The 21,721-nt window shown below is 60.0% G+C and carries 19 protein-coding genes; all 19 read left to right on the forward strand.

Annotation, left to right across the window (positions count from 1 at the left end; genetic code table 11):
• Nucleotides 1-1,614 carry an ABC transporter substrate-binding protein gene (locus OIL88_04675; protein HJI71664.1) on the forward strand — a complete coding sequence of 538 codons (1,614 nt, stop codon included), beginning with the start codon at nt 1-3 and terminating at the stop codon, nt 1,612-1,614.
• 157 nt (nt 1,615-1,771) lie between these two features.
• Complete coding sequence (locus tag OIL88_04680) at nt 1,772-2,728, forward strand: ABC transporter permease (GenBank protein HJI71665.1); 957 nt, start codon at nt 1,772-1,774, stop codon at nt 2,726-2,728.
• A gap of 3 nt (nt 2,729-2,731) precedes the next feature.
• Nucleotides 2,732-4,747 (forward strand): dipeptide/oligopeptide/nickel ABC transporter permease/ATP-binding protein, encoded by a 2,016-nt coding sequence (locus OIL88_04685; GenBank protein ID HJI71666.1) that lies wholly within the window; start codon nt 2,732-2,734, stop codon nt 4,745-4,747.
• Nucleotides 4,748-5,575 carry an ATP-binding cassette domain-containing protein gene (locus OIL88_04690; GenBank protein HJI71667.1) on the forward strand — a complete coding sequence of 276 codons (828 nt, stop codon included), beginning with the start codon at nt 4,748-4,750 and terminating at the stop codon, nt 5,573-5,575.
• 80 nt (nt 5,576-5,655) lie between these two features.
• Nucleotides 5,656-6,633: an acetylxylan esterase gene (locus OIL88_04695; GenBank protein ID HJI71668.1), complete on the forward strand. Its 978-nt coding sequence runs from the start codon at nt 5,656-5,658 to the stop codon at nt 6,631-6,633.
• Entirely contained in the window at nt 6,626-7,477 is an 852-nt protein-coding gene (locus OIL88_04700; protein ID HJI71669.1) for an acetylxylan esterase, read from the forward strand. The genes OIL88_04695 and OIL88_04700 overlap by 8 nt, the downstream gene beginning before the upstream one ends.
• A 68-nt stretch (nt 7,478-7,545) precedes the next feature.
• Entirely contained in the window at nt 7,546-8,466 is a 921-nt protein-coding gene (locus tag OIL88_04705; protein ID HJI71670.1) for a dihydrodipicolinate synthase family protein, read from the forward strand.
• A 173-nt stretch (nt 8,467-8,639) separates the two neighbouring features.
• Nucleotides 8,640-9,605, forward strand: a complete 966-nt coding sequence (locus OIL88_04710; protein ID HJI71671.1) for an ROK family protein — start codon at nt 8,640-8,642, stop codon at nt 9,603-9,605.
• Between the two features lie 70 nt (nt 9,606-9,675).
• Complete coding sequence (locus tag OIL88_04715; protein HJI71672.1) at nt 9,676-10,362, forward strand: N-acetylmannosamine-6-phosphate 2-epimerase; 687 nt, start codon at nt 9,676-9,678, stop codon at nt 10,360-10,362.
• 101 nt (nt 10,363-10,463) lie between these two features.
• The gene (rapZ, locus tag OIL88_04720) at nt 10,464-11,384 is read left to right on the forward strand and encodes an RNase adapter RapZ (GenBank protein ID HJI71673.1); all 921 of its coding nucleotides are present in this window, start codon (nt 10,464-10,466) and stop codon (nt 11,382-11,384) included.
• 6 nt (nt 11,385-11,390) lie between these two features.
• On the forward strand, nt 11,391-12,320 hold the full coding sequence (gene whiA, locus OIL88_04725) for a DNA-binding protein WhiA (protein ID HJI71674.1): 930 nt from the start codon (nt 11,391-11,393) through the stop codon (nt 12,318-12,320).
• A 193-nt stretch (nt 12,321-12,513) separates the two neighbouring features.
• Nucleotides 12,514-13,539 carry a type I glyceraldehyde-3-phosphate dehydrogenase gene (gene gap / locus OIL88_04730; protein ID HJI71675.1) on the forward strand — a complete coding sequence of 342 codons (1,026 nt, stop codon included), beginning with the start codon at nt 12,514-12,516 and terminating at the stop codon, nt 13,537-13,539.
• A 140-nt stretch (nt 13,540-13,679) separates the two neighbouring features.
• Entirely contained in the window at nt 13,680-14,870 is a 1,191-nt protein-coding gene (locus tag OIL88_04735) for a phosphoglycerate kinase (protein ID HJI71676.1), read from the forward strand.
• Entirely contained in the window at nt 14,863-15,630 is a 768-nt protein-coding gene (gene tpiA, locus OIL88_04740) for a triose-phosphate isomerase (protein HJI71677.1), read from the forward strand. Before OIL88_04735 ends, tpiA begins: the two co-directional genes overlap by 8 nt.
• 5 nt (nt 15,631-15,635) lie before the next feature.
• A complete protein-coding gene (gene gpmI, locus OIL88_04745; protein ID HJI71678.1) occupies nt 15,636-17,189 on the forward strand; it encodes a 2,3-bisphosphoglycerate-independent phosphoglycerate mutase in 1,554 nt (517 codons plus the stop codon).
• Between the two features lie 164 nt (nt 17,190-17,353).
• Nucleotides 17,354-17,608 (forward strand): preprotein translocase subunit SecG, encoded by a 255-nt coding sequence (gene secG, locus OIL88_04750; protein ID HJI71679.1) that lies wholly within the window; start codon nt 17,354-17,356, stop codon nt 17,606-17,608.
• Between the two features lie 290 nt (nt 17,609-17,898).
• A complete protein-coding gene (locus OIL88_04755) occupies nt 17,899-19,575 on the forward strand; it encodes an ABC transporter substrate-binding protein (GenBank protein HJI71680.1) in 1,677 nt (558 codons plus the stop codon).
• Nucleotides 19,576-19,731: 156 nt separating this feature from the next.
• Nucleotides 19,732-20,769 (forward strand): ABC transporter permease, encoded by a 1,038-nt coding sequence (locus tag OIL88_04760; protein ID HJI71681.1) that lies wholly within the window; start codon nt 19,732-19,734, stop codon nt 20,767-20,769.
• A gap of 14 nt (nt 20,770-20,783) precedes the next feature.
• Nucleotides 20,784-21,719, forward strand: coding sequence for an ABC transporter permease (locus OIL88_04765; GenBank protein HJI71682.1), 936 nt, complete (start codon nt 20,784-20,786; stop codon nt 21,717-21,719).
• The last annotated feature ends 2 nt before the right edge of the window (nt 21,720-21,721 follow it).

The following is a 21,721-nucleotide window of genomic DNA, read 5'->3' on the forward strand; positions in this document are numbered from 1 at the left end:
ATGGCCATCATCAACAAGGGTATGTCCAGGCGTTCGTTCCTCGGCCTCACCGGCAGCGTCGCTGCTGTCGCAGGGCTTGGTCTCACCGGCTGCGGTGGCAGCTCTAGCGACGAGGGTTCCGCTTCCGGTTCCACCGATTCCGCCAACCGTGGCGGCGGCGTGATCACCGCTGGTTCCGCTTACGCTCCGTCCAGCTTCGATCCCGCCAGCACCGGCTCCGCTGTGGGCCTGGGTGCTAACTGGCACGTCGTCGAGGGCCTCTACGGCATCGATTACCACGACTACAGCACCTTCAAAGAGCTCGCCACCGACGATCCCAAGTCTGTGGACGACACCACTTTCGAGGTCACCATCCGCAAGGGCGCCAAGTTCTCCGATGGCACCGAGGTCACCGCTGACGATGTCGTTGCCTCCTACACCGCTTGCGCCGCTTCCGCTACCTATGCTCCGTTCTTCCAGCCCTTCGAGTCCATCGAGGCCAAGGACGCCAGCACCGTGACGGTCAAGACCAAGGTCCCCAACTTCTCCCTGCTCAAGGATCGTCTGGCCATCGTCCGCGTTACCCCGGCCACCCAGACCGAGGAGGATCGCGCCAAGCAGCCGATCGGCTCCGGCCCCTGGATGTACGACTCTATCTCCGATACCGAGATCACCCTGGTTCCCAACCCCGAGTACAACGGTGAGTATGCTGCCGAGGATAAGAAGATCCAGTACAGCATCCTGACCGACCCCACCGCTCGCGTTACCGCTCAGCAGGAGGGCTCCACGCTCGTTATGGAGCTCGTTACCGCTGACGCCGTCGACCAGCTCGAGAGCGCCGGCTGCAAGATCGATAACGTTCAGGGTTTCGGCACCCGCTTCATCATGTTCAACGTCGCCAAGGAGCCTTGGAACAACGTCAAGGTCCGTCAGGCTGTCATGTATGCGCTCGACACCGAGAAGATGGTCAGCAACACCTTCGCCGGCCTTGCCACCGCTGCCAGCTGCTACCTGCCCAAGAGCTTCACCAACTATCATGAGGCTTCCACGGTGTACAAGACCGACGCCAAGAAGGCTAAGAAGCTCATCGAGGAGTCTGGCATCACCCCGGGTGCCATCACCCTGCGCACCACCGACAACGAGCAGATTAAGGGCATGGCCGCCCAGGTCAAGAATGACCTCGACGCTCTCGGCTTCGATGTGACCATCCAGACCGATACCTCGCCGGCCACCTACGCTGCCATCGACGGCGGCGAGGCCTACGATATCCTCCTTGCCCCTGGCGATCCTTCCTGCTTCGGCGCCGACCCCGACCTGCTGCTCAACTGGTGGTACGGCGACAACGTCTGGATGCAGACCCGTTGCCCGTGGAAGGAGTCCGCTGAGTGGCAGAAGCTCCACGGTCTCATGGACGAGGCTCTTGCCGCTGAGGGCGATGAGCAGCAGAAGAAGTGGAACGAGTGCTTCGACATCATTGCCGACAACGCCGTTCTGTACCCCGTTGTCCACGTCAAGACCGTCTCCGCTTCCTGGGACGATCCGTCCACTGCGCCCAACGGCGAGGCCCTCGATGGCTTCAAGGGCATCGGTACGACGAGCATGTCCTTCAGGGGCGTTGCGACCGTCAAGGCGTAAGACTCGCTTGAGTCTGTATGCAGGATGTCGGTCGTTGGGACCGTATCCTCATAGTTGAAACAAAGACCCGGGCGACTTCGATGTCGCTCGGGTCTTGTAATGAGTATCCGTACTCATATACCAGTTGGTCCTACCGACAAAAGAAAGGGGAGAGAACGTGAACAACTTGCTACGTTTGATTGGAAGGCGTCTTGTGGCGCTGCCGATCATGGCATTGGGCGTCACCGTCCTGGTGTTCTTCCTTATGTCGTTCTCCAAGACCGACCCCGCCTACACGGCGTTGGGTGACGGTGCCTCGCCCGAGGCGGTTGCCGAGTACCATGAGAAGTATGGTCTGGACGACCCCTGGCCTGTGCGCTACGTGCGCTATATGGGCGATTTGATCCATGGTGACATGGGCACCTATGGTGCTGCTCGCAACTCCGTTGCCAAGCGCATCTCCACGGCCCTGCCCGTCACGATGCAGCTGACCTTCATCGGCCTTGCCATCGGTGCGGTCGTTTCGTTTTTACTCGGCGTCATCGCGGCACTGTATCGCGACAAATGGCCGGACCAAGTGATCCGCGTCTTTTCCATCGCCGGCTTGGCAACCCCGTCGTTCTGGCTTGCCGTTCTGTTGATCCTGCTGTTCTCTTCCTACCTTAAGGTGCTTCCGGCATCGGGTGCTCTGCCTCACTTCACCACGAATCCGGCTGGCTATCTGGGACGTATGATCATGCCCGCTATCGCCTTGGCATTTCCGCTGACGGGCCAGATGACTCGTATCGTGCGTACCGCCATGGTCGAGGAGCTCGATAAGGATTATGTCCGTATGGCTCGCGGCGCCGGCGTTCCCGAGAAGGTCGTCGTCGGCATCAACGTTCTTCGCAATGCGCTGATCACCCCGGTCACCACCCTCGGTCTTAAGATCGGTTACCTCATGGGCGGCGCCGTCGTCATCGAGGTTATCTTCAACCTCCCCGGCATGGGCACCGCGATTCTGCAGGGCGTTCAGGGCAACGAGGCGAACCTGGTTCAGGGCGTCGTTATCGTCGTTGCTCTTGCCTTCATCATCATCAACATCGTGGTTGACATGCTCTACCTGCTCATCAACCCGCGCATCAGGACGGTGTAGATTATGGTAAAGATTCGAGAGAAGCAAACCGAGCAGCTCGAGAAGGCTGCCTCCAAGGGGCTCAAGCTCGGTGGCTGGAAGAAGATGACGCTGTCTTCTAAGATTGCCGCCGTCGTGTTGGTGCTGGTCGCCCTGACTGCGATTCTGGCGCCCCTTCTTGCCCCCTATAGCCCGGTCGAGATTTTTACGGCTCGCCAGGCTCCCGGCAACGGATTTATCTTCGGTACCGACGATAAGGGTCGCGACATTCTGTCGCGCATGCTCTACGGTGGTCGTTACTCGCTGATTATCGGCTTTGGCGCCACTGCCATGGCTCTGGTCTGCGGCTCGGTCGTGGGCGCCCTTGCGGCGGTTTCGCGCAAGGCCGTTTCCGAGACGATCATGCGTATCCTGGACATCATCATGTCCATCCCGGGCATCGCCCTCGCGGCCGTCTTCGTCTCCATCCTGGGCAACTCCGTGCCGTCGATCATCTTCGCCATCGGCTTTATGTACACTCCGCAGATTGCCCGTATCGTGCGCGCCAACATCGTGTCCGAGTACGGCGAGGACTATGTCCGCGCGGTCATCGTTTCCGGCGCCAAGGCTCCGTGGATTTTGATCAAGCATGTTCTGCGTAACTGCATCGCCCCGATCATGGTCTTCACCGTTACCCTGGTCGCCGACGCCATCATCTTCGAGGCCTCGCTGACCTTCATCGGCGCTGGTATCCAGGAGCCCACCGCTACCTGGGGCAACATCCTCGCCGACGCCCGCGGCGGCGTGCTCGCCGGCCGTTGGTGGCAGGCGCTGTTCCCGGGCCTGGCCATCATGATCACCTGCCTGGCGCTCAACATCCTCTCCGAGGGCATTACCGACGCCATGGCCGCTGCTCCCTCCGCCGCCCTGGATCCGACCGATTCCTCCAAGCGTCGCGAGGCCGACCTGCTGGTCTCCGACCCCGTTCGCGCCTACAAGGAGCAGGCCCAGTCCCTCTCCGCTCGCCTTGGCGCCCTGCGCGATGTCGAGCTCAAGCGTGACGATCGCCATGTGCCCGACGAGTCTGTCGAACCGATTCTCTCGGTCCGTGACTTCTGCATTCAGTTTGAGCATCACGGCGATATCAACGTCGTCGACCATGTCAACTTTGACGTCCGTCCTGGTCAGACCATGGGCCTGGTGGGCGAGTCCGGTTGCGGTAAGTCCATCACCACGCTGGCCATCATGGGCCTGACCGACGATGACGAGCACCTTTCCGGCGAGGTCCTCTGGGAGGGCCGCGACCTGCTCAAGATGAGCAAGAAGGAGTGGTTCGGCCTGCGCGGTACCGATATCGCTATGGTCTATCAGGACGCCCTGTCCTCGCTCAACCCCTCCATGCTCATCTCTGCCCAGATGAAGCAGCTCACCAAGCGCGGCGGCACCCGCAGCGCCGAGGAACTCCTGGAGCTCGTGGGCCTCGACCCCAAGCGTACGCTCGAGAGCTACCCGCATGAGCTTTCCGGTGGCCAGCGTCAGCGTGTCCTGATCGCTATGGCCCTTACCCGCGACCCCAAGCTGGTCATCTGCGACGAGCCCACGACCGCTCTGGACGTTACCGTCCAGAAGCAGGTCATCAAGCTGCTCAACGACCTTCAGGCCAAGCTCGGCTTTGCCATGATCTTCGTCTCGCATGACTTGGCGCTGGTCGCCGAGGTCGCCCATAACATCACGGTTATGTACGCCGGTCAGGTTATCGAGCAGGCGCCCACCAAGGAGCTGCTCACTAACCCGATCCACGAGTACACCCGCGGTCTTCTGGGCTCCGTTCTGTCCATCGAGAGCGGTTCGGGCCGTCTGCACCAGGTGCCCGGCGCCGTTCCGAGCCCGCGCGATTTCCCCAAGGGCGATCGCTTCGCGCCCCGCTCGAGCCATCCGCGCATTGGCCTGGACACCCGTCCGGTCTTCAAGCGCGTGCCCGGCACCGAGCACTTCTATTCCGAGCTCCCCGACGAGGTGCTCAAGGCAAATGGTTTGACCCCTCACGCGGAGGTGATGTAGATGAGCGAGACCGCAGTCAACGGCGTCGAGCCGATCATCTTCCTTGATGACGTCCACGTCACCTTTAGGACCCGTACCGGCTCGATTCTGCACCCCAACCTGGTTCACGCCGTCCAGGGTGTAACGATTAGGCTCATGCCCGGTCAGACGATCGGCATCGTCGGCGAGTCCGGTTGCGGTAAGTCCACCACCGCCAACGTCATGTGCGGCCTGCAGGCCCCCACGAGCGGCAAGGTCTACTTTAAGGGCAAGGACGTAACCAAGCGTACCGCCGAGGACCGTCGCCACATGGGCCGTGTCATCTCGGTCGTGTTCCAGAATCCGGCTACGGCGCTCAATCCCCGCATGGTCGTTCGCGAGCAGCTGCTCGACCCCATGCGCGTCCATAACCTGGGTACCGAGGCCGAGCAGGAGAAGCGCGTCAAGGAGCTCCTGGAGCTCACCGGTCTGCCCAGCTCCGCCGCCGAGGTTCTTCCCGGCCAGCTTTCGGGTGGCCAGCGCCAGCGCGTCGCAATTGCCCGTGCCCTGTCGTTGAACCCCGATGCCATCATCGCCGACGAGCCCACCTCGGCTCTGGACGTTTCGGTCCGCGCGCAGATTCTGAACCTGCTGACCGACCTTAAGAAGGAGCTCGGCCTGGCCATGGTGTTCATCAGCCATGACATCCAGACGGTCCGCTATATCTCTGACGACATCATCGTTATGAATGGCGGCAAGATCGTCGAGCAGGGCGAGGCCAAGCAGGTCTTCCAGCACCCTCAGGACCCCTACACCAAGATGCTGCTCGGTGCTGCGCCGTCGCTGCTGCATCCCAAGCTCGGCGAGTAGCCTCGCTTTCCCTCCCGTGCGCCCGGTTCCCTTGCCGGGCGCACCTCCGTTGCGATTTCGAAAGGTTGGGTTCACGAGCCATGCCAAGTGCTCAGGAGCTACAACAGCAATTTGGTGGGTATCGGGGCGCCATGCCCCGTCCATCAGATTTCGATCTCTTTTGGAAGGACCGCATGGCCGAGGCCGACGCCGTCGGGCTTGACTATGCGATCGAGACGGCATCGGTCACCGATGCCGTGACCTGCCAGCTTTTCGACCTCTGGTATACCGGCATGTGTGGCGCTCGCCTGCATGCCAAGTACCTTAAACCCGTCTCGGACGAGCCCGTGCCATTGGTACTTCAGTTCCATGGGTATCCGGGTGCAAGCCGCAGCTGGTTTGAGCAGGCGTCGTTTGCGGGCATGGGCATGGCACTCATCGCCCTCGACTGCCCCGGCCAAGGAGGTCCCTCCGAGGACATTGGTGGATTTGAGGGCACAACGGTCGCGGGCCATATCGTCGCCGGTATCGACGGCGATCCGGCCAACCTCTACTATGTCCGCTTGCACCAAGATATTCGCATCCTGTGCCGCATCGTTCGCGAGCTCGAGGGCATCGATCTTGCCCGTGTGTTTGTGAACGGCGCGTCGCAGGGCGGCGGTTTGGGCATTGCGACCTGTGCACTTAACAGCGAGCTTATCAATCGCGCCGCCATCCTCTATCCCTTCCTGTCGGATTTCCGCCTGGTCTGGGATTTGGATGCCGACGACATTGCCTACGAGGGCCTGCGCTATTGGTCTCGCTGGTTTGACGAGGACTCGACTCGTATCGACGAAGCCTATGCCAAGCTGGCGTACTTCGATTCCAAGAACTTTGCCCCTATGGTCAAATGCCCCGTGCTGTTTGGCACCGGCACAGCCGATACCGTCTGTCCGCCAGCGACGCAGTTTGCGGTCTATAACAACCTGACCTGTGAAAAGCGTCATGAGTTCTTTGAAGGCTTTGGCCACGAGGAGATTCAGGATTTTGACGATCTGATCATTCCGTTTTTCTGCAAGGGAGGGGAGGCTCATGTCTAAGTGCGAGAGCAATGTTGACGAGCTGATTGTCCCCGGACTCGTGGGAATTCCTGGAACGGTTTCGTCAAGGCTCGCAGAATATCGGGACTGGCGCGGTGATGTCCAAGCAGATGTTTCTGATTTAGAGATATGCGCTTCGAATCTTAAGATTCAAGGCCTGGCCATTACGGCGATTGACTTTGTTAACCCCTGCGCCCGTTACTCGGAGGTCTCCTTTGAGCTCGGTGACGATGCGATTCACGCTCGTTTGATCGAGCCTGTCGGTCGTGCCCGAGTATCTGAGCGTGTGCCGTTGTGCCTGATGTTCCACGACATCGATCGGCCTGTGCGCGGCTGGCATCACATGACGAGATTTGCCGCCATGGGGTATGCCGTCCTCGCGCTGGATGACGATGTTGCTGGTGCGGACGACCTGCAGCGGGGGATTTCTTCGCCCGCTTTTGTCGAGCGCGTCCGTTGGGGTTGCGCGCTGGCGAAGGTGGCGCGCAATCTTGATGGCATGGACCCCGACCGCATCTTTGCATGGGGCGAGGGTCTTGGCGGCGGAGTCGCGCTGGCGGTTTCTGCTCTGGACGAGCGGGGCCTCGCCTGCACGGCGGTTGCCAATCCGCTTCCTGGCGGCCTCGAGGCGCTGTCGTCTCGGGTGCGCGGATCGGTGCTCATGGGCACATCGCTTATGGATACCGTGAGCGATCCCAAGGATCAGTTTGCCGTATTCAACGGTCTTGAGTGTGACCGGAGGCATATCATCTATGCAAAATACGCTCACGAGCGCATCAATGCGTTCGAAAACGAAGTCGTCGACTTTTTTAACCAAACGTTCTACTCGTGTTCTTTGGCCTAGACGGCCTGGACACTGCCAACAAGAGTGGGTGGCATAGGGTCGCCCGCCAGACAGCTAAGGAGATTCTTGTGGCAACTCAGAAATTCACCGGCGTTATCCCTCCCGTCGTAGTTCCCGATACCGAAGATCACCAGCTCGACGTTGCCTCCTTTGAGCGCAGCATCAACCGCATGATCGACGCCGGCGTCGATGGCCTGTTCTTCTTGGGATCCTCGGGCGAGGTCGTCTTCTCCACCGACGAGCGCCGTCGCCAGATTATCGCCGAGGCCGTTCGTATCGTCGACCACCGTGTGCCTGTTCTGGTCGGCATCATCGATACCGAGACCGAGCGCATGATCGAGCACGGCAAGGTCGCCCAGGAGCTGGGCGCCGATGCCCTCGTCGCCACCTGCCCGTTCTATGCCCTGCAGGGCATGACCGAGGTCGAGGAGCACTTCCGCATCCTGCACGAGGAGCTCGACCTGCCCATCTTTGCCTATGACATTCCCGTCTGCGTTCACACCAAGCTCCCCTGGAAGCTCCTTGCCAAGCTCGGCGCCGAGGGCGTTCTGGCCGGCGTCAAGGATTCCTCGGGTGATGACATCTCGTTCCGCTACCTCGTTCAGGAGAACGAAAAGAACGGCCATCCGATGAGCATTCTCACCGGCCACGAGGTTGTTGTCGACGGCGCCTACCTCGGTGGCGCCGACGGTTCCGTCCCGGGTCTCGCCAACGTTGAGCCCGAGGGCTACGTGCGTCAGTGGAAGGCCGCTCAGGCTGGTGACTGGGCTACCGTCAAGGCCGAGCAGGATCGCCTCAATGAGATTTCGCACATCTGGGATGTCACCTCGGGCGTCCAGGGCTATGCCGGTGGCGTCGGCGCCTTCAAGACCGCTATGAACCTCATGGGTATCTTCGACAGCCCGACCATGCCGCGCCCGGTGAAGGCCATGACCGGCGAGAACGTCGAGGCGATTAAGAAGGTCCTCCAGGACAACGGTCTCCTGTAAAGCTTCCCCGGGCACTCGACCTCGCCGTTCAACCGTGCGGCCATGACCCATTAGGTCAATGGCCACACGGTTTCTCGGCGATCTCGGGCATCTGGAAAACCTTTACCGCGCTGTGACGGCTAGCCTGACGGCGCATTTCCTGTAGTTGTTTTTTATCTCCTAAGGAGAGCGACATGGAGAACAAGTACGTCTGCTCTGTCGATATCGGCGGAACTAAGATCGCGACTGCCATCATGGAGTACCCGGCTGACGGTAGTGTGCCCCATCCCGTTTTTGAGGCCGAGGTTCCTACCGAGGCCCAGGAGGGCGGCGAGGCCGTCTTCCAGCGTATCGAGGCGTCCATCAAGGCTGCTCTCGAGGCGAATCCCGATGTCGAGGTCCTTGGCGTCGGTATCGGTGCCGCCGGCGTCGTCGATCCCAAGACGGGCGCCATCGCGTATGCCAACGAGATCATGCCCGGCTGGTCCGGCGTTCAGTTGGGGCCGCGCCTGCGCGAGGACCTCGGTCTTCCCGTTGCCGTTGTAGGCGACGTGCAGGCTCATGCTCTGGGCGAGGCCCACTGGGGCGTCGGCAAGGGCAAGTTCTCCGTCTTGTGTCTTGGCATCGGTACGGGCATCGGCGGCGCATATGTCGAGAACGGCCGCGTGATGCAGGGTTTCCATGGTGCTGCCGGCCATATGGGCCACATCGAGTGCTCGGCTGCCGCCGGCATTCCCTGCGCCTGCGGGCGTTCCGGCCATCTGGAGTCGGTTGCTTCGGGCACTTCCATTGGTCGAATGTACGATGAGCGTTTTGGCCGCGTCGACCCCAGCCGTCCTTCGGTCGGTCGCGATGTGAACGATTTGTGCCGTGCGGGCGACGCAAAGGCGACCGAGGTCATCCATGACGCCGGCTTTGCGCTGGGGGCCAGCTTGGGCTCGCTCGCTAACATCCTGGACCCTGAGGTCATCGTGCTTTCGGGCGGCGTGATTCACCAAGGTCCCGATTGGCGTTCGCAGACGTGGAAGGATTCGGTGCACGAGGGCTATGCCAGCCAGGCGCTCGATCCGCTTCAGGACACGCCGATCCTCATCGGTTCTCTGGAGGGCGATGCTCCGCTCATCGGTGCCGCCGAGCATCTTCTTGCCTCGTTGAAGTAAAAGTATCTGCTGTAGGAGCCTCCCGAGACAACAGGCCTCGGGAGGCTGTTCTAAGAAAGGTTGCAGCCTTATGACCGTCGATCCTTTGATTCAATCCCTGAAGGGCAAGCTCGTCGTGAGCGTTCAGGCGTATATGGGCGAGCCGCTTCGTACGCCCGAGACCATGGCGCAAATGTCTCGCGCTTGCGAGCTCGGCGGCGCCGCCGCCATTCGCTGCCAGGGCCTTGCCGACATTGCCGCCATTAAGGGTCGCTGTGAGGTTCCCGTCATCGGCCTGTGGAAGGATGGGCACGAGGGCGTTTACATCACGCCGACGCTGCGTCACGCTCGCGCCTGCGTTGCTGCCGGTGCCGATATCGTGGCGATCGACGCCACCGATCGTCCGCGCCCCGATGGCAAGACGGTCGAGGATACCTTCCGCCCGCTGCACGAGGAGGGTGTGCTCCTGATGGCGGATTGTGCCACCATCGAGGATATTCGCCGTGCTGTTGATATGGGCTTTGACCTGGTATCCACCACGCTTTCTCACGGCGTCGCCGCCATCGACTGCACCATGGCCGATGGCCCCGACCTGCCGCTCCTGCGTCAGGCGACTGAGGAATTCCCCGGCCTTCCTATCATTTGCGAGGGTCGCGTGCATACGCCCGAGGAGGCTCGCGCCGCGATCGATGCTGGCGCCTGGGCCGTTGTCGTCGGCACCGCCATCACGCACCCCACGAGTATTACGAGTTGGTTCAAGGCTGCACTTGAGGCGTAAGACAGGCCTCGTATCCGCTCGGGGCGGTATACTCAATATAGGCAATTGACCGCGCGGGATCCGGGTTGCTGGGTCCCGCGCTTGTTTTCGGGAGGCAGCACATGCAAAAGGGAGATGCCATGGATGCGGCGGAGCGCTCGGAGCGCATCCCCGATATCGTCATCATCACCGGAATGTCCGGATCGGGCCGCACACAGGCCATGCACGTGTTCGAGGACATGGGCTATTTTTGCATCGATAACCTGCCTCCGCGTCTCATCGCCCAGCTTGCCGAGCTCGTCGGCATCAATACGGGCGTGGGCAGGCATCTCGCCGTCACCTGTGACCTGCGCAGCCAGGGCTTGTTCGATGAGCTGCTCGATGCCGTTGCCGCACTCGAGGAGCGCGAGATGAGCTGTGACATCGTGTTTCTCGAGGCCTCTGACGAGGTGCTGATCCGTCGTTATAGCGAAAACCGCCGCCGCCATCCCATTGCCAAGCCGGGGGAGACTACGGCCGATGCGATTCAGCGCGAGCGCCTGCAGCTGCAGGGTGTGCGCGACCGAGCCGATATGATCATCGACACGAGCCGCCTGCGTACCTCTGCCCTGCGCAACAAATTGCGCATGGCGTTCTCCGAGTTGTCCGACCAGCAGCTCATGGACGTTCACGTGTTCTCGTTTGGCTTTAAGCACGGTATGCCCGTTGAGGCGGACATTATGATCGACGTTCGCTTCCTGCCCAATCCGTTCTACGATCCCGAGATGCGCACCATGACCGGTCTCGATAAGAAGGTCTCCGACTTTGTTCTGGACCATCCCAAGACCCAGGAGTTCTGGAAAGCTTGGACGCAGCTGCTCGATACGGTGATGCCGGGCTATATCGCGGAGGGCAAGCCACAGCTTTCTATTGCCATCGGCTGCACGGGCGGTCAACACCGCAGCGTTGCCATCGCCGAGGCCACGGCACGTTATTTGGAAGGCGCTCAATATCACGTGAGCATTTCCCACCGCGACCTGTCGCGCGCCAACACGAAAGCATAGGCCTGCATGTCGTTTACCGCCGAGGTGCGTGACGAACTCGCGCGCTGCGAACCCGAATGTGAATACTGCGATTTGTCGACGCTTGCCGCCCTGACGCGTGTGAGCGGTACACTTTCGCTGGCCGGCTCCGGGCGGTATCGTTTGACGGTCGCGACCGAGACGGGCGCCGTCGCGCGCACAATGATCACACTGACGCATCGCATCCTTAAGCTCAAAACGGAATTCACCGTTCGTAAATCTGTATTGCATAAGGTTCGAAACTACCTCATCACCTTGCCTGATCAGCCAGATCTGGATAAGGCTCTGGTGCTGCTGGGCATCCTCGACCGCAGGGGAGGACTTGTCGCCGGCGTGCCCCGACATATCGTTGCCCGTCCCTGCTGCAGGCTTGCCTATATCCGCGGCGCGCTCATCGCGGGCGGCTTCGTGGCCGATCCACGCGGCGATTTTCATTTGGAGATCGCGGTGCAGGGCGAGCAATATGCCAAGGGGCTTTGCGATCTGTTGGAGCAGATTGGGGTCCATGCTCGTGTTAATGCGCGGCGGGGGTCATATGCCGTGTACATTAAGAGCGCCGAGGAGATCGAGCAGCTCCTAAAGCTGGTCGGCGCCAAGCGCAGCGTTGCCGAGATCGAGGAAGCGCGCGCGGTCAAATTGGTTAAGAACGACGTAAACCGTCGCGTGAACGCCGAGCTCGCCAACCAGACCAGAAGCGCCGGTGCCGCCCAGCATCAGCTTGCGTTGATCGATGAGCTCGAGCAGCATGGCCTTCGCGATGCGCTTCCGGATGCCTTGGCGGTCTTTTGCGACCTGCGCGAGCGCTACCCCGATCTGTCACTGCGTGATTTGGGGGAGATGGCTGACCCTCCCTTGTCGAAGTCGGCCCTCTACCATCGTGTTTTACGGCTTGAAAAGCTCATTGAAGCAAACAGGTAGGTTAAAGTATCGACTTATATACGGATTTAGCTGCTATTTTATTCTTTAAAGCGTTTTAACGCAAATTTGATTTTCAATTTCGAGCATTCTCGTGAAATTCAAGTCAAAAAAAAGGTATATTAGGCGAGTGGTTAGTTTGTGGGCCTCAACGGCAGGCGCTGTAGCTTGCGGGGGCCTTACGAAAGGAGACACAATGGCAGTAAAGGTTGCTATTAACGGCTTCGGTCGCATCGGTCGTCTGGCCTTCCGTCAGATGTTCGGTCATGAGGGCTCCGAGATCGTCGCTATCAACGACCTCACCTCTCCCGATATGCTCGCTTACCTGCTGAAGTACGACTCCACGCAGGGCAACTACGCTCGCGATCACGAGGTCGTTGCTGGCGAGGATTCCATCACCGTTGACGGCAAGGAGATCAAGATCTACAAGGAGGCCGACGCCAACAACCTGCCTTGGGGCGACCTCGACGTCGACGTCGTTCTCGAGTGCACCGGCTTCTACACCAGCAAGGCTAAGGCTCAGGCCCACATCAACGCTGGCGCCAAGAAGGTCGTCATCTCCGCTCCGGCCGGCAGCGATCTGCCCACCATCGTGTACAACGTCAACCATGAGACGCTGACCGCTGAGGACAACATCATCTCCGCTGCTTCCTGCACCACCAACTGCCTCGCCCCGATGGCCAAGGGTCTGAACGACTTCGCTCCCATCGTGTCCGGCATCATGACCACCATTCACGCCTGGACTGGCGACCAGATGCCGCTCGACGGCCCGCAGCGCAAGGGCAACAAGCGTCGTAGCCGCGCCTGCGCCGTCAACATCGTCCCCAACACCACCGGTGCTGCCAAGGCTATCGGCCTGGTTCTCCCCGAGCTCAACGGTAAGCTCATCGGTGCCGCCCAGCGCGTCCCGACGCCGACCGGCTCCATCACCAACCTCTACGCTGTCGTTGACAAGAAGGTCACCGTCGACGAGGTCAACGCTGCTATGAAGGCCTACGCTGCCACCATCTCCGAGACCTTCGGTTACAACGAGGACGACATCGTCTCCACCGACATCATCGGCGAGACCCACGGCTCCATCTTCGACGCCACTCAGACCATGTGCTCTGACCTCGGCAACGGCCAGACCCTCGTTCAGGTCACCTCTTGGTACGACAACGAGAACTCCTACACCTCTCAGATGGTCCGCACCATCAAGTACTTCGAGAAGTTCGTTGCTTAATTTAGCTTTTAACGAATAGCTCGTTGAGCGTCTAAAGAAGGGCGCGGCCTTATAGGGCTTACACCCTAGGGTCGCGCCCTTTTTATAAGAAATCGTCTGCCGTAATGGGAGGCAGACACGTACGAAAGGTAGAAGCAAACATGGCCTTTACCAAGAAGACCGTCCGCGACATCGATGTCGACGGCAAGCGCGTTCTCGTCCGCGTTGACTTTAACGTGCCTATCAAGGATGGCGTCGTTGGCGACACCACCCGTATCAAGGCTGCCCTGCCCACCATCAACTATCTCGTTGAGCACAATGCTCGCGTCATCCTCATGAGCCACCTCGGCCGTCCCGATGGCACCGGCTTCCAGCCCGAGCTGTCCCTCGAGCCCGTCGCCAAGAAGCTCGCTGAGCTCTCTGGTCTCGACGTTGCCTTTGTCGCCGACACCTACGGCGAGAAGGCTGCTGAGGCTGTCGCTGCCGTCGAGCCGGGCAAGGTCCTCGTTCTCGAGAACGTCCGTTTTGACAAGCGTGAGAAGAAGAACGATCCCGAGATCGCCAAGAAGCTCGCTTCCTATGGTGACGTCTTCGTTCTCGATGCCTTCGGTACCGCTCATCGCGCCCAGGGTTCCGTCGTGGGCCCCGCCGCTTACCTGCCCGCAGTCGCTGGCTTCCTGCTCGAGAAGGAGGTCGACACGCTGACCGGCATCTTCGCCGAGCCCGAGCGTCCCTTCGTCGCTATCGTCGGCGGTTCCAAGGTTTCCTCCAAGATCGGTGTTCTCGATCACCTCATCGACTCTGCTGATACCCTGATCATCGGTGGCGGCATGGCCTACACCTTCTTCCTGGCTCAGGGCCTGTCCGTTGGTCAGTCCCTCAAGGAAGAGGACTGGGTCGAGCGCGCTGGCGAGATGCTCAAGAAGGCCGAGGAGAAGGGCGTCAAGATCCTGCTCCCCATCGACAACCGTGTTGCCGATCACTTTGGCGAGGACGCTGTCCCCGAGGTTGTCGCTTCCGACGCTATCCCCGACGATCGTGAGGGTATGGACATCGGCCCCAAGACCGAGGAACTCTACGCCGAGGCCGTCAAGGGCGCCAAGACCGTGTTCTGGAATGGCCCCATGGGCGTCTTCGAGTTCGATAACTTCGCTCACGGCACCCAGGCTATCGCCGAGGCTGTCGCCGAGGCCGACTGCACCTCGATCATCGGTGGTGGCGACTCTGTCGCAGCTGTCAACAAGTTCAACCTGGCCGACAAGATGAGCTGGATCTCCACCGGTGGCGGCGCTTCCATGGAGCTCGTCGAGGGTAAGGCCCTGCCCGGAGTGGAGGCGCTTCTCGATGCCTAATCGCACCCTTCTTATCGCTGGTAACTGGAAGATGAACAACGACGTCGCCGAGGCTGCCAAGCTCGCCGACGAGCTGGCCCAGGCTCTGCCCGAGGTTCCGGCTGGCGTCGAGGTGCTCGTCTGCCCTCCGACCATCGACATCACCACGGTTCATGACCGCATTCAGGCTGCCCCCATCGCCCTCGGTGCACAGAACGTGTACTGGGAGGCCAAGGGTGCCTTCACCGGTGAGTCCTCTTGCGACATGCTCAAGTCCGCTGGCTGCACCTACTGCATCATCGGTCACTCCGAGCGTCGCGACTACTTCCACGAGACCGACGAGGACCAGAACAAGAAGGCCAAGGCTCTCGTTGCCGCCGGCCTTGTTCCCGTCTTCTGCTGCGGCGAGTCCCTCGAGGTCCGCGAGGCCGGCACCTATGTCGAGCACGTCGTGAACCAGGTCAAGGCTGGCCTTGCTGGTCTTGAGATCACCTGCCCCAAGCAGGTCGTCGTCGCCTATGAGCCCATCTGGGCCATCGGCACCGGCAAGACCGCTACCGCCGAGGACGCTCAGGAGGTCTGCGGCGCTATCCGTGAGACCCTCAAGGAGATGTTCGGCGAGGAGCTCGCCAACGGCATCCGCGTTCTCTACGGTGGTTCCGCCAAGCCCGGTAACATCGCCGAGCTCGTCGCCAAGCCCGACGTTGACGGCGCCCTCGTGGGCGGCGCTTCGCTCAAGGCTGCCGACTTCGCCTCTATGGTCGTCAAGGCAGGCGAGTAGGACATATGGCACAACGTCATCTTCCTGCGCTCCTGATTATCATGGACGGCTGCGGCCTGGCTCCGGCTGATGGCGAGAACGCCGTCGCCGCTGCCAAGACGCCCTTCCTTGATGGCCTGTACGAGAAGTATCCTCACACCACGCTCGGTGCTTCGGGCGAGGACGTGGGCCTTCCCGACGGCCAGATGGGCAACTCCGAGGTGGGTCACCTCAACATCGGTGCCGGTCGCATCGTGTTCCAGGAGCTTTCGCGCATCAACAATGCCATCAAGGACGGCTCCATCGCCAAGAACGAGGTTTTCGTCAAGGCCATGGACGATGTCAAGGCTGACGGCAAGACTCTCCACCTCATGGGCCTTATGAGCCCTGGCGGCGTTCACTCCCACATGAACCACGTCGAGGCTCTGGTCAAGATGGCTGCCGAGCATGGTGTCAAGACCGTTCGCGTCCACGCCTTCATGGATGGCCGCGACGTTGACCCGCAGTCCGGTGCCGGTTACATGAGTGAGTTCTGCGCCTTCCTGGCCAAGATTTCCGAGGAGACCGGTTGCGACGCTCGCGTTGCCACCGTCTCGGGCCGTTATTGGGCGATGGACCGCGACAACCGTTGGGAGCGCATCCAGCGCGCCTACGACGTCATGGTCAACGCGTCCGATGCTGATACCGACCCCGTTGCCGGTATCAAGGCCTACTACGAGAAGGACCCGCGCGGCGACGAGTTCGTCGAGCCCTTCGCTGCCCACAACGAGGGCATCCACGAGGGCGACGCGGCTATTTTCTTCAACTTCCGTCCCGACCGCGCACGTCAGATGACCCGCGTGTTCACGGACAAGGAGTTCGACGGCTTTGAGCGCGAGCAGATCAAGCTCTCGCACTTTGTGACGATGACCGAGTACGATCCGACGTTTGACGTCGAGGTCGCCTTCCCCAAGACGTTCCCCGAGAACGTCCTGGCCGACGTTATCGCCGCCAATGGCCTGAAGCAGCTGCACACCGCCGAGACCGAGAAGTACGCCCACGTGACGTTCTTCCTCAACGGTGGCATCGAGGAGCCCAAGGAGGGCGAGGAGCGTGTGCTCGTCGCTTCCCCCAAGGTCGCTACCTACGATTTGCAGCCCGAGATGAGCGCTCCCGAGGTTACCGAGAAGCTTGTCGCCGCCATCAACGAGGATCGCGCTGATTTCTACATCGTGAACTTCGCGAACTGCGACATGGTTGGTCACACCGGTGTCTTCGACGCTGCCGTTAAGGCCGTTGAGGCTGTTGACGATGCCCTGTCCAAGGTTGTCCCGGCGATTCTCGCCAAGGGCGGCTTTGCACTGATTACCGCCGATCACGGCAACGCCGATCACATGTTTGACGTTGCTTCCGACGGTTCCAAGCATCCGTTTACGGCGCACACCACCAACCGCGTGCCGTTCATCATCGTTGATGAGAAGGCACAGCTCACCGGTATCGAGGACGGTCGTCTTTCCGATATCGCCCCGACTATGCTCACCATGGCTGGTCTGGAGCCTTCCGCCGAGATGACGGGCCGCGTGCTCGCCACCGAGGCCTAAGAGAAAACAAATACCGTTTTCTAGCAAGGGGGTTGTCCACAATCGGACAATCCCCTTTTTGGTATTTCTGCCATTTCCGCCCCGTCCCCGAGTGGCAGGTAGGGGAGAACGGGGGATTGTGGTACAGTACTGGAGTTTGAACTGTTCTATTAAGGAGCTTATCTATGGGTCCGTTCCAGATTCTTCTGTTTGTCGTTTGGGCTGTTTCTGCCGTGGCGCTGACGATTCTCGTCCTGATGCATTCCGGTAAGGGTACCGGCGTTTCGGATATGATTGCCAGCTCGCTGTATAACTCCAGCTCAGCCACAGGCGTTATGGAGCAGAACCTTGACCGCCTGACCGTCATCATGGCTGTCGTGTTTGCTGCGTGCGTCGTGCTGTGCATGTTCTTCTTCCCGCAGGGCATCGTGGGCTACTAAGCATCGGCGTATATACGTTTGCAATGGGTCTCGCATGTGCGGGACCCTTTTTGTTTACATATTTGTAACAGAGTCAAAATATCCCCACATACTTCGCCCAACTAAAGAAATTCTCGACCGTTAACCGGAATTAGCCCCAAATCGTGCATAAAATGCGCTACTGTATTGCAATACGTTGGTCCGCTTTGTATAACCAGCCAAAACGGCGGACCGCGTTTGAATGGTTCGATTGGGCTGTCTTGACGTTGCCCGACCGAACTTACTTTGTCCTATCTCATAAGGAGGATGGCATGGCTGATTCTATGTTCCACCAGCCCGTTATGGGTCGTCGCGCCTTTGTCGGCGGTACCCTTGCTGCGAGCTCCATGGCTTTTCTTGCCGCATGCGGCAAGAAGGGCGGCGACGCTTCCGGTTCTGAGTCCGGTTCGACGCTGAACTTCTACATCAACAACCCGGTCTGCATCGACCCCTATAACGTCCAGGAGGACCAGGGCACTCAGGTCGAGTACCAGCTCTTTGATGCTCTGACCTCTTATGACGCCGAGAAGGGCGAGATCGTTCCGCTGGCTTGCGAGTCCTTTGAGGCCAACGACGACGCCACCGAGTTCACCTTCAAGATCAAGAAGGCCAAGTTCCACAACGGTGACGACGTTACCTCCAAGTCCTTCAAGCTCGGTTGGGAGCGTCTGGTCAACACCAAGTCGGCCATCGCTACCGAGTACGGCCCTTCCGAGGTCTCCTATCACCTTTCTATGGTCGAGGGCTATGACGACCTGCTTGCCGGTAACGCTACCGAGCTCAGCGGTGTTACTTGCCCCGACGATGAGACCCTCGTCGTCAAGCTGTCTTCCGCTTACGCCGACTTCCCCTTCGTCGCCTCTCACCCGGCTCTGGCCCCGGTTCCCGAGTGCGCCGAGTCCGATGTCAAGAGCTTCTATCTTGCACCGGTCGGTAACGGCCCGTTCATGATGGACGGCAAGTGGGAGGATGGTCAGGAGATCAACCTCAAGAAGTTCGACGATTACTATGGCGACAAGGCCAAGATCGATGGCATCCACTTCCAGGTCATCAAGGACATGGAGACTGCTTACAAGGAGTTCCAGGCCGGTAACCTCGATGTCTGCGACGTTCCCGTTGCTCAGATCGATGCCGCCAAGAAGGATCGCGGCGTGTCCAAGGACGGCTACACCATGGGTGACGGCGAGCGCATGCTGCTCGGCGCCGAGCCTTCCACGTACTATCTGACCTGCAACACCACGGCCGAGCCGTTCAACAACGCCGACCTGCGTAGGGGCATCTCCCTGGCCATCAACCGTGAGGCCATCTGCAAGACCATCTTCAAGGGTACCCGTACCCCTGCCGACGGCATTGTTCCTCCGGGCATCGATGGCTACAAGGAGGGCGCATGGGAGTTCTGCGCCTACGATGTCGACAAGGCTAACGAGTACCTCGACAAGGTTGCTCCCGCTGGCGCTAACGGGGATCGTGGCATTAGCGTGACCCTTTCCTACAACCAGGACGGCGGTCACAAGGAGATCATGGAGTCCATCATCGGCGACCTCGCCAAGGTTGGCGTTACCGCTGTCTCCGATACCCCCGAGTGGTCTGCCCTGCTCGAGCAGTATCAGAACTTTAACTATCAGTTCGGTCGTCTGGGTTGGATTGCCGACTACCCGATCATGGACAACTTCCTGTATCCGCTGTTCCACTCCGACTCCCTCGGTGGCGACAACCGCTCCGGTTACAACAACCCTGAGTTCGACGCCAAGGTCAACGAGGCTCGCACCACGGTTGACGACGAAGAGCGCGTCGCTAAGATGCAGGAGGCCGACGCTATGGTCGCTGCCGACTGCCCGGTCATCCCGGTGATGTTCTACACGCACACCATCGTCGGCTCCGATCGCATCAAGCACCTCTATGTCGATCCGCAGAAGCACGCCGAGCTGGGTACCGCTGAGCTCGCCTAAGAGTTTGCAGCTTCCGTGAGGGTCAAGTATTTACGTAGACCTCATGGGAAACATACAGTTCTCCCTAACCTGGGGTAAACTGGCTGATGGTAATTTTGGGATGCCGGTCTGGCGATCGGCATCCCATTTAGGTTAATCCCTAGATAGGGGAGTGGTATGGGTAAGTACATCGTTAAACGTGTGCTTCAGTTCATCCCGGTATTTTTGGGCGTTACGCTGATTCTGTTCGCCCTCCAGAATATCGTGCCGGGAGATCCGATCAAGCTGATCGGTGGAGACAAGGCTCTGTCCCCCGAGGTGGAGCTTCAGCTTCGCGTCCGCTATCACCTAGTCCAGTCGGACGAGGACGGCAACGCGATCCTTGACGAGAACGGCGATCCCGTTCAAACGTCGCTCGTGGACCGTTACTTGTATTACATGAACGGCCTGCTGCATGGCGATCTGGGCAATTCGTATCAGCGCAAGCTGCCGGTTACGGATATCTTTGCCCAGAAGTATCCGTATACGATCAAACTTGCCGCGTGCGCCATCGTGCTCGAGGCAATTATGGGTATCGGTGCGGGTATCATTTCGGCGGTAAAGCGTTATTCCTTCTGGGATATTTTGGTAACGCTCACCACGTCGATCCTCGTTGCGGTCCCGGCCTTCTGGCTCGGTATGTTGCTGCAGCTGTTCTTTGGCGTCATCCTCAAGGACGCCACGGGCGGTGCAATCTCCATGCCGATCTCGGGTGCCGGCGGTTCCAGCTCTCAGTATCAGGATTGGATGCACTATGTGCTTCCGACCATTACGCTGGCTTCGGTTTCGACCGCTTATGCTGCGCGCATCATGCGCTCGCAGCTGCTTGACGTCATGAACCAGGATTACATCCGTACGGCAAAGGCCAAGGGTCTCTCCAATCGCGCGATCATCGTCAAGCATGCGCTTAAGAATGCACTCATCCCCGTCGTTACCTATATTGGTGTCGACTTTGGCGGCATGCTTTCGGGCGCCATCCTGACCGAGACGGTCTTTAACTGGCCCGGTATCGGCTATGAGGTTTATCGCGCCATTAGCATGCGTGACTGGCCCATCGTTATGGGCGGCGTTACGCTCATTGTCGTCGTCGTCATGGTGATCAACCTGCTCGTCGACATTAGCTATGCATTCCTCGACCCGCGCATCCGCCTTGGCGGTCCGTCGGATAAGGCCTAAGGGAGGTACGTCTCATGCAGGAAACTGATTCTCAGTCTCAGGAGCAGGTTACCGCCACCAAGGCCGCCTCTGCTCCCGCCAAGTCCCGCACGCTGTGGGGCGACGCTTTTAAGCGTCTTCGCAAGAACAAGCTCGCCGTTATCGGTGTCTGCTGGATCATCATCGTCGTTGTGGTTGCCCTGACCGCAGATCTGTGGGCTAAGCCCTGGCTCGGTTCGCCGACGGCTTCCGACTCGACCACCATGGCCGAGACGTCGCTGCTGGCTCCGTGTGCCGAGCACCCGTTTGGCACCGACGCCCTTGGTCGTGACATTCTCGTCCGCGTTATCTACGGTGCGCGCGTTTCGCTGTCCGTCGGAATTATGGCCACCGCGATCTCCACGCTGATTGGTCTGGTCATGGGTGCTCTGGCCGGTTTCTACGGCGGCATCTGGGATACGATCATCATGCGCTGTGCGGACATCTTCCTGGCGTTCCCGTACGTGCTGTTCGTTGTCGCCATGATCGCCGTTATCGGCCGCGGTCTTCAGAACGTCTTTATCGCCATCGGTATTCTCGGCTGGCCTTCGATTGCGCGCGTCTTCCGCTCTGCGATCTTGACCGTCAAGGAAAACGACTATGTTGATGCTGCGCGCGCGATGGGTGCATCTGATGCTCGTATCGTCGTGCGTCACATCTTCCCGAACTCCGTCGCCTCCATCGTGGTCTACGCGACCATGAACATTGGTGGCGCCATCCTGACCGAGTCTGCTCTGTCCTTCCTCGGCATGGGCGTTATTCCGCCTACGCCTTCGTGGGGCTCCATGATTCAGGACGGTCAGCAGTATCTGCTGACTGCTCCCTGGATGATGATCATGCCCGGTCTGGCAATTCTCTCGACGGTGCTCGCCTTCACCCTGCTGGGTGACGGTTTGCGCGACGCCCTCGACGTCAAGATGAAGGACGCATAAGG

This window comes from Coriobacteriaceae bacterium (assembly GCA_025992855.1).
In the GTDB taxonomy this organism is placed as follows: domain Bacteria; phylum Actinomycetota; class Coriobacteriia; order Coriobacteriales; family Coriobacteriaceae; genus Collinsella.